The 12,644-nt window shown below is 63.1% G+C and carries 10 protein-coding genes and 1 pseudogene; 5 read left to right on the top strand and 6 right to left on the bottom strand.

Features of this window, described 5'->3' with window-relative positions; translation table 11 throughout:
- Together tnpC and ACP7D4_RS24185 are read right to left on the bottom strand one after the other, a co-directional pair.
- On the bottom strand, positions 1-1,004 hold a 1,004-nt coding region (tnpC, locus tag ACP7D4_RS24190; protein ID WP_426211779.1), incomplete at its 3' end, for an IS66 family transposase.
- A 239-nt stretch (positions 1,005-1,243) separates the two neighbouring features.
- Positions 1,244-1,525: a hypothetical protein gene (locus ACP7D4_RS24185; protein WP_426211777.1), complete on the bottom strand. Its 282-nt coding sequence runs from the start codon at positions 1,523-1,525 to the stop codon at positions 1,244-1,246.
- Positions 1,526-1,895: 370 nt separating this feature from the next.
- Between ACP7D4_RS24185 and ACP7D4_RS24180 the strand changes: the two genes are divergently transcribed.
- From ACP7D4_RS24180 to ACP7D4_RS24165, 4 genes are all read left to right on the top strand, one after another.
- A complete protein-coding gene (locus ACP7D4_RS24180) occupies positions 1,896-2,294 on the top strand; it encodes an Hsp20 family protein (protein WP_426211783.1) in 399 nt (132 codons plus the stop codon).
- A gap of 221 nt (positions 2,295-2,515) precedes the next feature.
- Complete coding sequence (locus ACP7D4_RS24175; RefSeq protein WP_426211775.1) at positions 2,516-4,033, top strand: Do family serine endopeptidase; 1,518 nt, start codon at positions 2,516-2,518, stop codon at positions 4,031-4,033.
- A 45-nt stretch (positions 4,034-4,078) separates the two neighbouring features.
- Complete coding sequence (locus ACP7D4_RS24170; RefSeq protein ID WP_426105539.1) at positions 4,079-4,741, top strand: response regulator; 663 nt, start codon at positions 4,079-4,081, stop codon at positions 4,739-4,741.
- On the top strand, positions 4,738-6,096 hold the full coding sequence (locus ACP7D4_RS24165) for an ATP-binding protein (protein WP_426105538.1): 1,359 nt from the start codon (positions 4,738-4,740) through the stop codon (positions 6,094-6,096). Before ACP7D4_RS24170 ends, ACP7D4_RS24165 begins: the two co-directional genes overlap by 4 nt.
- A 63-nt stretch (positions 6,097-6,159) precedes the next feature.
- Here ACP7D4_RS24165 and ACP7D4_RS24160 read toward each other — a convergent pair whose 3' ends face one another.
- Positions 6,160-6,714, bottom strand: a complete 555-nt coding sequence (locus tag ACP7D4_RS24160; protein ID WP_426105537.1) for a hypothetical protein — start codon at positions 6,712-6,714, stop codon at positions 6,160-6,162.
- Between the two features lie 49 nt (positions 6,715-6,763).
- Positions 6,764-7,558, bottom strand: coding sequence for a PhzF family phenazine biosynthesis protein (locus tag ACP7D4_RS24155; RefSeq protein ID WP_426211772.1), 795 nt, complete (start codon positions 7,556-7,558; stop codon positions 6,764-6,766).
- A 92-nt stretch (positions 7,559-7,650) separates the two neighbouring features.
- Between ACP7D4_RS24155 and ACP7D4_RS24150 the strand changes: the two genes are divergently transcribed.
- Entirely contained in the window at positions 7,651-10,815 is a 3,165-nt protein-coding gene (locus ACP7D4_RS24150; RefSeq protein WP_426105534.1) for an error-prone DNA polymerase, read from the top strand.
- A gap of 213 nt (positions 10,816-11,028) precedes the next feature.
- Here the strand turns inward: ACP7D4_RS24150 and ACP7D4_RS24145 are convergent, their stop codons facing one another.
- Both ACP7D4_RS24145 and ACP7D4_RS24140 read right to left on the bottom strand, forming a co-directional pair.
- A complete protein-coding gene (locus ACP7D4_RS24145; protein WP_426105532.1) occupies positions 11,029-11,430 on the bottom strand; it encodes a PRC-barrel domain-containing protein in 402 nt (133 codons plus the stop codon).
- A 187-nt stretch (positions 11,431-11,617) separates the two neighbouring features.
- Positions 11,618-12,595, bottom strand: a pseudogene (locus ACP7D4_RS24140) (aldo/keto reductase).
- Positions 12,596-12,644 lie beyond the last annotated feature (49 nt).

Genomic DNA, 12,644 nt, shown 5'->3' with positions numbered 1-12,644 from the left:
GTTTGTTTTTTTCGGGCCGCCTCACATAACTTGTTGGCGTCCAGCAGCAAGTTAGTCATCGCATCAGGCCATGCCTGTCCAGTGATTTCTTTCACATACACCAGCTCGCGTAAAAGATGAGCATTGCACAAGGCATGAATGGAATCATCAAGCTTCCAGTACGGCGCCCAGCAGTCATGCACCAGGACGCCTATACGCTTGGGCAAGATGCCGTGAGCTTCGATAGCCACCATGCCGCGCTTGGCGTGCACGCCATACCAGGTCAACGCATCGTTGGCTGCGATATGAAGCCAATGGAGCTTTCCCGCAACGCGCAGACCCGACTCGTCGGCGTTGACCAATGCGGCACTGTGCAAATTGGCGGCGATCTGGTTGGCCGTGTCCTGCAGCGCGGCGCGCGCCTCGCCCACCCATGCCACCAGCGTGCCGGGCGAAACCGACAGGCCATAGATATCGTGAAGCAGTTCGGCGGTACGGGCGAAGGGCAGCATTTGCCCTTGGGTCAGATGGACGCTCAGGGCCTTTACGTTTGGGCCGTACTGCACGACGTCCGAAACGTCGGCAGGAAAGGAGCTCACATGCACCTGCCCACAGCTGCACGCCACTTCAAGCGTGCAGTGCTCGACGACATCGAACGAGCGCGCCGGCACATCGAAGACCTGTCGGCGTTCCGCCACCAGTGCCTCGCCGAGCGGCAACGGCCGATGGCAGCGATTGCATTGCGATGGCAATGGGTGATGAATGGTTTCGGTCGGCTCGGCGACTCGCTTGAGCGCCTTCCCTTTGTGTCCATCTTGCGCGCCGGCCTTCTTGTCCGATGTGCCGCGCAACGAGCGCGTCTTCTTCGCAAGACCGTCGGACGACGGGGGCTTACTCGAGTTCTGGCTGTTCATTCCCAGTTTCGCCTCAACAGCGTCGAGACGCGCGAACAGCGCGTCGATAAGTCTGTCCTTGTCCTGATCGGACAGATTAGTAAGGTCGGGGCGCGGCGGTTTTGGTGGCATGCCCCATGATGCGTTATCTAAGATTTGTTTACAACAACTTTCTACACTGTGCGCTCAGGCTGAATAGTCACGAAATGTCTTAACTTGGGTGGATTGGGTTGCTACCGGGCTTGCCGCTCTTAGTCTGTAATATGTCCTCCGCGTGGGAGTACAGCGCCGCGTAGATTTCGAGGAACCTTTTGGTGGGTACCGACTTGATTTTATGCGGATGTGACGATTTGTTGTCCCCCACCGCTCGCTTAAGTTCCTTCGCGCATGACTCGTACGCACGCCTCGGCAACGGGCGACCCCAAGGGCATGCGCGGTTCCAGTACCTTTTCGAGATACCAAAGCAGGAACTCTGCGATCTGGAGGAGTTGCTTGACTGCGGTGTTCGACTCCACGGCCCCTGTGATTGGCGACGGGTCCCCGTTCTTCTGCGCCGATGCGATCATCCGCACGGCACGATCAGACATGCCCTCGATCTGCTCGACTGGGTAGAAAACGAGCTGACAAAGGGCCTTCTTTTCTCCCTCGGTCAAGCAGCCGGCCTCGAGTGCGCGGGATGCAATATCAATGTCAAATGCGTCGACAAAGCGATTAAAGACTCGAAGCCCCCGGGCCGCAGCGACTATCGTGTGTGGGTTGTCATACCGACTGTTGAGATACACGGCACATGCACGACTCCATTATTGGAGGTTAGTAGCGCGCGTGAACGAGTCAGTTGAATTTCATTTTTGTGCAAATACAGGCAAGTTCAACGGCATTATAAATGGCTATAATAAAAGTGTAATTGATTTGGCATTGCCATATCTCAAGTCCTTGTTCCTGAAAAGTTTTTTCGATAAAATTGCAAAGCGGGGGTGAGGTTCGACATGCCGTTCAACTATCGGATTTGACCGCCTGGCCAACCTGCTGGAATCGCAGCGCACCGAGGTGCAGCCCAGCTATCCTCCCTACAATATCGAACTGGTCAGCGAGGACAAGTACCGCATCGTCATGGCGCTGGCCGGCTTTGACCGGGCGGAAGTGGAGATTGTCGCCGAGCGTGACACCCTGCACGTCACGGGCCGCAAGCAGAAGGACGAGCAGCAGCGTACCTACCTGCACCGCGGCATTGCGGCGCGCGACTTCGAGCAGCGCTTCCAGTTGGCCAACCACGTCAAGGTCACCACCGCGTCGTTCGACAACGGCATGCTGACCATTGAACTGGTGCGCGAAGTGCCCGAGGCGCTCAAGCCGCGCAAGATCGTCATCGACGCGGCCGAGGGCAGCAACGTGCAGGCGCTGGAGCAACGCCAGGCTGCATAAGGCTTTACTGAGGAAGCACGGGGCGCCCGCATGTTGGGGCGCCCCGTTTCGCGTGCGCGAGGACGATATAGAGGTGGCCGCCGCTAACGCACCTCTTTACCGGCGCTGCGTGCAGCTCGCCCCCTTTCACGGGCACCCATTCCAAAAACTTAAGGTAACCCTAAGTCTGATCGATCATTATTCATCCCGTCAGCAACCCATTTCAATCCAGGAGTTAAGTCATGCATAACGCAGGTGCCACCACTGTCATTACCGCGAAGCGACTCACCCTTGCCTTGGTCGCCGCAGGCGCCATCGGCGGGGCGGTTGGAGCGATCACGGTCAACCATAACAGCGCCGTCGCCGCCGTTCCCGTCGTGGCCGCCGCGGCCCCGGCAACGGCCGCGCCGGCACCGCTGGGTGCCGGCGTCGTGCTGCCTGACTTCACCCAGATCGTCTCGCGCAACGGCCCGGCCGTCGTGAATATCCGTGTCATGGGCAGCACCAAGACTGCACTGGCCGAACGCGGCCAGCGCGCTCCCCAGTTTGACGAGGACGATCCGTTTTTTGAATTCTTCCGTCGCTTCCAGGGCCCGCAGAATAATGCGCGCGCCCAACGCGACAGACCCGTTTTTGGCGCCGGTTCCGGGTTCATCATCAGCCCGGACGGTGTCATCCTGACCAACGCGCACGTGGTGCGCGACGCCACCGAAGTCACCGTCAAGCTGCAGGACCGGCGCGAATACCGCGCCCGCGTACTCGGCTCCGACCCCAAGACGGACGTGGCGGTGCTCAAGATTGACGCTAACAATTTGCCGGTGGTGCCGATCGGCCGCTCCAATGAATTGAAAGTGGGCGAATGGGTCCTGGCCATCGGTTCGCCCTTTGGCCTGGACAGTTCCGTCACCGCCGGCGTGGTCAGCGCCAAGGGCCGCTCGCTGCCCGACGACAGCAACGTGCCCTTCATCCAGACCGACGTCGCCGTCAATCCCGGCAACTCGGGCGGCCCGCTGTTTAATACCAAGGGCGAAGTGGTCGGCATCAATTCGCAAATCTATAGCCAGACCGGCGGCTACATGGGTTTGTCGTTCGCCATTCCGATCGACGTCGCCTTCCGCATCAAGGAGCAGATCGTCAAGACCGGCAAGGTGCAGCATGCCAAGCTCGGTGTGACGGTGCAGGAAGTGAACCAGGGCTTTGCCGATTCCTTCAAGCTCGCTTCGCCCGAAGGCGCACTGGTGGCCAACGTCGAAAAAGGCGGGGCCGCCGACAAGGCCGGCATCAAGTCCGGCGACGTGATCCGCAAGCTCAACGGCCAGGCGATCATCGCCTCCGGCGACCTGCCGGCCATGCTCAGCCTGGCGCAACCGGGCGACAAGGTGGCGCTCGATGTCTGGCGTGACGGTAGCATCGTGCGCATCGACGCCCGCCTGGCCAACGCCAGCGACAAGGCCGATCCGGCCGAGCGCGAGGAAGTGGCCGGCGTGGACAGGGGTTCGCGCCTGGGTCTGTCGCTGCGCCCGCTCGATCCGAACGAGCGGCGCCAGTCCGGCATCGCCTCCGGCCTGGTGATCGAAGACGCGGCCGGCGCGGCGGCCAACGCCGGTGTGCAGCCCGGTGACGTATTATTGTCGGTCAACGGCCGGCCGGTCAGTTCCGTCAGCCAGGTGCGCGACGTGGTCGGCAAGTCGACCAAGTCGGTGGCCTTGCTGATCCAGCGCGGCGCCGACAAGATATTTATCCCGGTGCGGATCGGCTAGCAGACAGCTTGCCTGGTCGTCCCACCAGTTGAACGAGGAATAGCGATGCGCCTGCTGCTGGTGGAAGACGATACGATGATCGGCGAAGTGGTGCTCGACCTGCTCAGGGCCGAGCACTACGCCGTCGACTGGGTCAAGGATGGCGAAATGGCCGATACGGCGCTGCGCCAGTCGCAAAGCTATGACCTGGTCATGCTCGATCTGGGCTTGCCGCGCAAGGATGGCCTGGAAGTGCTGCGCGCCATGCGCGCCCGCAAGGACCGCACGCCGGTGCTGATCGCCACCGCGCGCGACGCGGTCGAGCAGCGCATCGCCGGGCTCGATGCCGGCGCCGACGACTACGTCCTTAAACCCTATGACCTCGACGAGTTGCTGGCGCGCCTGCGCGCGCTGGTGCGGCGCGCTTCCGGACGCGCCGAGCCCGTGTTTGAACACAACAACATCACCATCAATCCGGCCACCCGCGAAGTGCAGGCCGACGGGGTGGCCGTCACCTTGTCGGCGCGCGAATGGGCTGTGCTTGAAGCGCTGATCGCCCGTCCGGGCGCCGTACTCTCGCGCGCTCAGCTCGAAGAAAAGCTGTACAGCTGGCGCGACGAAGTGAGCAGCAATGCGGTCGAAGTGTATATCCACGGCTTGCGCAAGAAACTGGGCAGTGAACTGATCCAGAACGTGCGCGGCGTTGGCTACATGGTGCCCAAGCCATGAAGGCGTCGGACGTGTCGCGCTCAGTGTCGCGCTCGGTGTCACACTCGCTGCGCGGGCGCCTGCTGTGGTTTTTGCTCGCCGCCATCAGCATCGCCGCCGTGGTGCAAGCCTCCATCGCCTACCGCACCGCGCTCGACAACGCCGACCAGATTTTCGACTACCACATGCAGCAGATGGCGCTGGCGCTGCGTTCCAGCGTGCCGCTGTCGAACACCGAAGTGCAGGCCGGGATCGACGCCCAGTCCGAAAACAATGAATTGATGGTGCAAGTGTGGACCCCGGACGGGGTGCAAGTGTTTCGCACCGTCTCCAGCGCGCGCTTGCCGCAGCACGCGGTGCTCGGTTTTTCCAACGTCAACGAGAACAACACGACCTACCGCGTGTTCTCGATCCAGACCCCGACCCAGACGCTGCAGGTGGCGCAGGACATGGCGGTGCGCCGCAACATGGCCGGCAACATGGCGCTGCGCACGGTGGGGCCGATCGCGGTGATGATGCCGATCCTGATGCTGGTGGTGTGGTGGGTGATCAGCGGTTCGCTCGCGCCCGTGGCGCGGGTGCGCTCGCAGGTGGCGGCGCGCCAGGCCGACGATCTGTCGCCGGTGTCGGACGCCGGGCTGCCCGACGAGGTGCTGCCGCTGGTGCAGGAACTGAACCTGCTGTTCGGACGCGTCAAGACGGCGTTTGAAGCGCAGCAGCATTTCGTGGCCGACGCCGCGCACGAACTGCGCACACCGCTGGCCGCGCTCAAGCTGCAGGCGCTGAGCCTGGAGCGGGCCGACAGTGGCGAGGCACGCGGGGTGGCCATTGCGCGCCTGACGGCCGGCATCGAGCGCGCCACGCGGCTGGTGGAACAGTTGCTGGTGCTGGCGCGCCAGGAAGCCAGTGCTGCCAGCGGCGCGCGCAGCGAACAGGTGGACCTGGCCGAAACGGCGCGCCGCGCGGTGGCCGAGATGGCGCATGCGGCGCAAGGCAAGGGCCTCGATTTGGGGCTGCAGCGGGCCGACACGGCAATCGTAACAGGGCAGGGCGACGCGCTGCATATCCTGATGCGCAACCTGGTGGACAACGCCATCAAATACACGCCGGCCGGCGGCAGGGTGGACGTCGAGGTCAGCGCCGGCGCGCAGGGCGTGGTGCTGTGCGTGGAAGACAGCGGGCCGGGGATTCCCGCCGACGAACGCGAGCGCGTGTTCGACCGGTTTTACCGGGTGGCGGGGAGCGAAGCGAATGGCAGCGGGCTGGGATTGGCGATCATCAAGGCGATCGCCGTGCGCCACGGCGCGCTGCTTACGCTGGGCCAGTCAGAGCGGCTGGGCGGCCTGAGCGTGACGATCGCGTTCCCGCCCAAGTAGTCGCCATCACGCGTTGTCGCCACGCTTTCTTTCCACGCTTCGTCTTGCGCTGCAGCCGAAATTTTATTTCTTTGAAATCGCCTGCAACAACACAAACGCTTCATGACTGATCGCGCTGTCCGCATCGGCCAATTCCTTCTTCGCCTTGACATACTCCGGCCGTTTCATTTCTTTCTTTTCGGCCGCGTCGGTCGCCTTGGCGCCGCCCATGCCCATGCCTTGCATGCCGCCGCCGCTGTTATACATCTGGTAGACGACTTGTTTGCCATACGGCGTGTTATAAAAGCGCGTCATTTCGGTCGCCGTTTCAGCACTGATCGCCTTGGCCAGCGGATAAGCCAGGCGCGCATAAATCTGCTCCTTGGGCATTTTATCCAGCTTTGCGAACACAGACGCACGCTGCGCTTCATTGGCATACTTGCTCAGCGACGCTGTGGTGCGCATCATCTTTTCAGCCTGCATCGCTTCCAGCAGCGCCGTCACCGCCTTCACATGACCGACCGTAATCACGGTCGATGCCGCTGGCGCGGCAGCGGGCGCGCCAACTGCGGCAGGTACAACCCCCATCGCTCCGGCGGCCAGCACCGCTGCCACGCCCAGCATCTTGACAAATTTCATTCGTATTCTCCAGGAAAGCGCTTTTGCAAAGCGAGCATCATATCAAAGGTTATTGCGCCAGCACTTCTGTTGCGCCGCCTACAAAAATATCCTTGCCATCGATGCGGGTGACCATCCGGCACGGGTTGCCCAGCAGGGCACCCTGCAGCACGACCAGACCATGCCCCAGCCACGCGCTGAGCGCCCCGGCGGCGACCCCGGTCGCACTGTCTTCGCCGGCCGGGTCCGGATGGTTGAAATTGCGTCCTTCATATTCGCGCTCGCCGGTGCGGCAATACACATAGCAACCATTGACGCCGTTTTCCTTGCTCCACGCCACAATGTCGGCCAGCGGCGGCGTGAGCGCGTACAAGGCGGCGCGGTCCGCCACTTCGATCAGCAGCTTGGGGCTGCCCACCGACGACAGCAGCGCGGGCGCGGCCAGGCGCAGGCCAGGCTCGCCCAGCAGGCGCGCGGGCAAACCCGGTGCAATGCCAACCGGCGCCACAGCCTGCCTGCGCACGCTGGCATACAGCGCTTCACCATCGCGCGCAAGCGTCAGCAACTGGCTGCGCATCGCCGTTTCCAGCACCACCGGCGTACCAGGCTGGCGGCTGCACAGCACATGCGCCGCCGCCAGCGATGCATGCAGGCATAGCACGCTGCGCGCATGCGGGTAGTAAAAGTCGGCCACCCACGCGCCGCGTTCGCCCGCCGGCGGCGTCAGGAACACGGTGGCGCTGTGGCCGCTCTCGCGCGCCAGCAGTTGCCGCTGCGCCACCGCCACCGGACCGTCTTCGATCACCTGGGCAATGTTTCCCTTTCCCGGAACCGCCCCAAAACAGCGCAATAGTGCCACCTGCATACCGATTTCCTTGAATTTGTCGATGCGAAGACGATGCGATATACTGTACATCCATACAGTAGTCTCACTTACCTATATTGTAGCTTCTCGCCATGTTTCCCGCTGCCACAGCCCAGAGTTTGCCCGACTATGCCGAGCTGTTCTGCCTGTCCAATTTCTCTTTCCTGCACGGCGCCTCGCACGCCGAGGAGCTCGTCGCGCGCGCGGTGCAGCTAGGCTATAGCGCGTTGGCCATCACCGATGAATGCTCGCTCGCCGGCGTAGTGCGTGCTCACGCCGAAGCTAAAAAGGCGGCGCTGCCGCTGATCATCGGTGCCCATTTTCACCTCACCAATCCAGACGGCAGCGCCGCGCTCTCGCTCATCGTGCTGGCGCAAAACCGCAATGGCTACGGCAACCTGTCCGAACTGATCACTGTGGGCCGCACGCGCAGCGAAAAGGGCACTTATCTGCTTACCCCGGCCGACTTCGCTTCGCCGGCGCCCTTGTACGCGCATCTTGCAAACTTGCCCGACTGCCTGGCCATCCTGCTGCCGGCCTATCCGGGCTACGACAGCGCCTGCGTCGACCGCCTGCACGCGCAGGCCGCCTGGATCGCCGCCACCTTCCCCGGGCGCTCCTGGCTCGGCCTCAATTTGCTGCACCGCGCCTTTGACGACGCCCACCGCGCCACGGTTGAAGAAGTCGCCTGGCAGCACGGCTTGCCGATCACCGCTGTCGGCCATGTGTGCATGCACGTGCGCTCGCGCAAACCCTTGCACGACACATTGTGTGCGATCCGCATCGGCAAGCCGGTGGGCGAGTGCGGCTACGCGCTGTCGCAAAACGCCGAACAGCATTTGCGCGCGCGGCTGCGCCTGTCCAATATCTACGCCCCTGAAGCGCTGGCCGAAACGCTGCGCATCGCGCGCCTGTGCACGTTTTCGCTGGAAGAACTGCGCTACGAATACCCTGACGAACTGGTGCCGCCCGGGGAAACGGCGAGCGGTTACCTGCGCAAGGAAACTTATATCGGCGCCCACCATCGTTTTCCGCTGGGAATTCCGGCGCGGGTGCAGGCCCAGATCGAGCACGAACTCGAGCTCATCGCGTTTCTGCGCTACGAACCGTATTTTCTCACCGTCTACGACATCGTGCGCTTCGCGCGCTCGGTGGGCATTCTGTGCCAGGGACGCGGCTCGGCGGCCAACTCGGCCGTGTGCTACTGCCTGTCGATCACCGAGGTCGATCCCGCGCGCGGCAACTTGCTGTTCGAGCGCTTCATTTCCAAGGAACGCGACGAGCCGCCCGACATCGACGTCGACTTCGAACACCAGCGGCGCGAAGAAGTCATCCAGTACATCTACACCAAGTACAGCCGCACGCGCGCCGCGCTGGCCGCCGTCGTCATCAGCTACCGCCCCAAAAGTGCGCTGCGCGACAGCGGAAAGGCGCTCGGTATCGATCTTGCCATCGTGGAAAAAGTCGCCAAGACCCATCATTGGTTCGACAGTAAGGAAGACCTGGTCAACCGGCTGGCCGAATGCGGGCTCGATCCCGAGTCGGCGCTGGCCCAGCAGTGGGCCACGCTGGCGCAGCGCCTGCTCGGTTTTCCCCGCCACCTGTCGCAGCATCCAGGCGGCTTCGTCATTTCACAAGGCAAGCTTTCGCGCCTGGTGCCGATTGAAAACGCCACCATGGCCGAGCGCAGCGTCATTCAGTGGGACAAAGATGACCTTGAGGAACTCGGTTTGCTCAAGGTTGACGTGCTGGCGCTGGGCATGCTCTCGGCGCTGCGCCGCACGCTCGATTTGGTCGGACAGCAGCGCGGCACGGTGTTCTCCATGCAGGATATTCCCGCCGAAGACCCGGCCACCTACGACATGATCTGCGCGGCCGATACGGTGGGCGTGTTCCAGATCGAGTCGCGCGCGCAGATGAGCATGTTGCCGCGCATGCTGCCGCGCACCTTTTACGACCTCGTCATCGAAGTGGCGGTGGTGCGGCCCGGGCCGATCCAGGGCGGCATGGTGCATCCCTATCTGCGCCGCCGGCAAGGCTTGGAGCAGCCCGTCTATCCCAAGCCGGAACTGAAGGTCGCGCTCGAGCGCACGCTGGGCATTCCCATTTTCCAGGAACAGGTGATGCAGGTGGCCATGGTGGCGGCCGGCTTTACGCCCGGCGAAGCGGACCAGCTGCGGCGCGCCATGGCGGCCTGGAAGCGCAAGGGCGGGCTGGAAAAATATTACGGGCGCATCGTCAATGGCATGCTGGAGCGGGGCTACGACCTGGCCTTTGCCGAATCCATTTTCAGCCAGATCCAGGGCTTTGGCGAATACGGTTTTCCAGAGTCGCACGCAGCCAGCTTTGCGCTGCTGGCCTACGCCAGTTCCTGGCTCAAGTGCCACGAACCGGCCGCGTTTTTATGCGCGCTGCTCAACAGCCAGCCGATGGGGTTTTACAGTCCGTCGGCGCTGGTGCAAGATGCGCAGCGGCATGGCATTGAAGTGCGGCCGGTAGATATTGCGATCAGCAGCTGGGATTCGGCCCTCGAGCCGTCCGGGCGGCCGCAGGCGGCGGTGCGGCTTGGACTGTCCCTGCAGCGCGGCATGCGTCAGGAGGTCGCGGCGCGCATCGAGGATGCGCGGGCGATGCGCGCCTTTGACAGTGTGACCGATCTGGCGCGCCGCGCCCAGCTCGACCGCCACGATCTGCAGGTACTGGCCGGGGCCAATGCACTGCAGTCGCTGGCCGGCAACCGGCGCCAGGCGCTGTGGCAGGCGGTGGGCGCGGTGCCCGACAAAGACTTGCTCAGGCCCACCTCGCTGGTGGAAGAAACGCCCGTGTTGCAGGCGCCAAGCGAAGGCGAGGATATCGTCGGCGACTACCGGGCGCAGGGCTTGACGCTGGGGCGCCATCCGCTGGCGCTGCTGCGCGCGCGCCTGCTGGGGCAGCGCTTCATGCCCGCGTCCACGCTCAATGATTACAAGAATGGGCAACTGGCGCGCGCGTGCGGCATCGTCACGGTGCGCCAGCGGCCGGGAACGGCCAAGGGCGTGTTGTTCGTCACGCTCGAAGACGAGACCGGCAACGTCAACGTCATCGTCTGGCCGAGCCTGGTGGAGCAGCAGCGCAAGGAAGTACTGGGGGCGACGCTGCTGGGGGTGTACGGCGTGTGGCAGCGCGAAGGGCAGGTGCGCCACCTGGTGGCCAAGCGGCTGGTGGATATGTCGGCCCTGCTGGGCCGGCTGGATACGACCAGCCGCAATTTTTGCTAACCGTGACAAAAAACAGAGGGTGTCCGGCTAGTGGCCATAAACGTAGGGCGGAAAAGCAACGCGCGTTCCGCCATGTCCGCGCCACGTTGACGCATGCATGGCGGAAACGCGAGCCGAGGCCACCTTGCGCGCGCTGGGAATCTACTCTGTCAGGCTAGTGGCCATGCCTGCGCCGCGTTGACGCATGCATGACGGAAACGGAGGTCGAGGCCATTACATCACCGGCATGCCGTAATAGCTGTGAATCTCGTTCTTCCACTCGGCGTTGGCCATGTCAGGCCAGTGATCCGTGTCGAATCCCGGTGCATTCTCGATGCGCTCCTTCGGCAAGTCCATCGTAAAACGCTTGTTCGCGGTATCCAGCTTCAACGCTTCCCAAGGCACCGCAAACAGCTTTTCACCGATCGACAGCACGCCGCCGCTGGACATCACCGCGTAGGCAATCTTGCCGCTGCGCATGTCGAGCATGATTTCCTTGATCTCGCCAAGGTGCTCGTTTTTCAGGTTGTGTACGTGGTCGCCGATCAGGGTGTCAGCCCCCATCAGTTCAGGACCTGGGCCCTTGTGGCCTTTGTCGACATACATGCCATAAGCATCGCGTTCTTCGTAGGACATTGTGACCTCCACTGATTAAAAATCCCAGCTTGAGTGACGCACGATTGACGGTCTGTTCGCTAGCGCTCAGAGAAATCCGGAAATGCTTTTTTCAGGCCTCTTGCTTTAACCATCCCATCGCACGTCTATCAATTTGCAGTAGAAAGTTCCCAAGTTGCACGGGAAAACATGCCCCCCGCCAAACTGCTTAATTCCCAAGCCCTTGCATGCCGGCCGCAGGATAGCGCTCGCCGGAAGCGGCGCCCAACGGCATGGCCCGGTCCAGCCGTTGCAGTTCGGTCGCGTTCAGGCAAACGGCGAGCGCGCCCACATTTTGTTCCAGATAGCCGCGTCGCTTGGTGCCGGGAATGGGGATCACGCCCTCCTGTGCAAGCAGCCACGCCAGCGCCACCTGTCCGGCTGTGCAAGCCTTCTCGGCCGCCAGCGCCGTTACCACGGCCACCAGCCTGACGTTCTCGTCCAGGTTGCCGCTCTGGAAGCGCGGCGCAATCTTGCGAAAGTCATCCGCGGCAAACACGGTGCCCGCATCGATGGCCCCGGTGAGCATGCCGCGCCCCAGCGGGCTGTAGGCAACAAAGGCGATGCCCAGCTCGCGGCAGGCCGGCAGCAACGCCGATTCGGCGTCGCGCGTCCATAACGAGTATTCGCTTTGCACCGCCGCGATCGGATGGACTGCGTGCGCGCGCCGCAGTGTCTCCGGTCCCACTTCGCACAGGCCAAGCGCGCACCTTGCTCTCCGCGACCAGCTCGGCCATGGCCCCGACCGTCTCTTCGATCGGCACCTCGTTTGCCAGCCGGTGCGCATAGTACAGGTCGATGGTGTCGACCTTCAGGCGGCGCAGCGAGTCTTCGCACGCTTGCCTGATATACGCCGCGCTGTTGTCGATGCGCCGCTCGTACACGCCCGGCGCGCGGCGGATGCCAAATTTGGTGGCCACCACGGCGCCCGAATCCTTGCCAAGGGCGCGCGCCAGCAGCGTCTCGTTGTGCCCGGCGCCGTAGTGTCGGCAGTGTCAAACAAGCTCACGCCCAGCTCCAGCGCGCGGCCAATCACGCGCAGCGCTTCGGCGTCGTCGGTGGCGCCGTAGAACTCCGACATGCCCATGCAGCCCAGGCCGACGGCCGAAACGGCGATGCCGCTGTGTCCCAAAATGCGTTGTTTCATGTTGCCTCCACTGTGCAGGTTGCGCTGCACTTGGCAGCGTGGCCTCAAG

It is taken from the genome of Massilia sp. TWP1-3-3 (assembly GCF_049897805.1).
Taxonomy (GTDB): domain Bacteria; phylum Pseudomonadota; class Gammaproteobacteria; order Burkholderiales; family Burkholderiaceae_D; genus Telluria_A.
The sequence above is the reverse complement of the archived record's forward strand: the minus strand, read 5'-3'. Positions and strand labels throughout refer to the sequence as shown.

Excerpts from the sequence above, each read along its gene's own strand:
- ACP7D4_RS24155 (WP_426211772.1), bottom strand. The coding sequence starts at position 7,558 with ATGCAGGTGGCACTATTGCGCTGTTTTGGGGCGGTTCCGGGAAAGGGA.
- ACP7D4_RS24160 (WP_426105537.1), bottom strand. The coding sequence starts at position 6,714 with ATGAAATTTGTCAAGATGCTGGGCGTGGCAGCGGTGCTGGCCGCCGGA.
- ACP7D4_RS24175 (WP_426211775.1), top strand. The coding sequence starts at position 2,516 with ATGCATAACGCAGGTGCCACCACTGTCATTACCGCGAAGCGACTCACC.
- ACP7D4_RS24165 (WP_426105538.1), top strand. The coding sequence starts at position 4,738 with ATGAAGGCGTCGGACGTGTCGCGCTCAGTGTCGCGCTCGGTGTCACAC.
- ACP7D4_RS24150 (WP_426105534.1), top strand. The coding sequence starts at position 7,651 with ATGTTTCCCGCTGCCACAGCCCAGAGTTTGCCCGACTATGCCGAGCTG.
- ACP7D4_RS24170 (WP_426105539.1), top strand. The coding sequence starts at position 4,079 with ATGCGCCTGCTGCTGGTGGAAGACGATACGATGATCGGCGAAGTGGTG.
- ACP7D4_RS24145 (WP_426105532.1), bottom strand. The coding sequence starts at position 11,430 with ATGTCCTACGAAGAACGCGATGCTTATGGCATGTATGTCGACAAAGGC.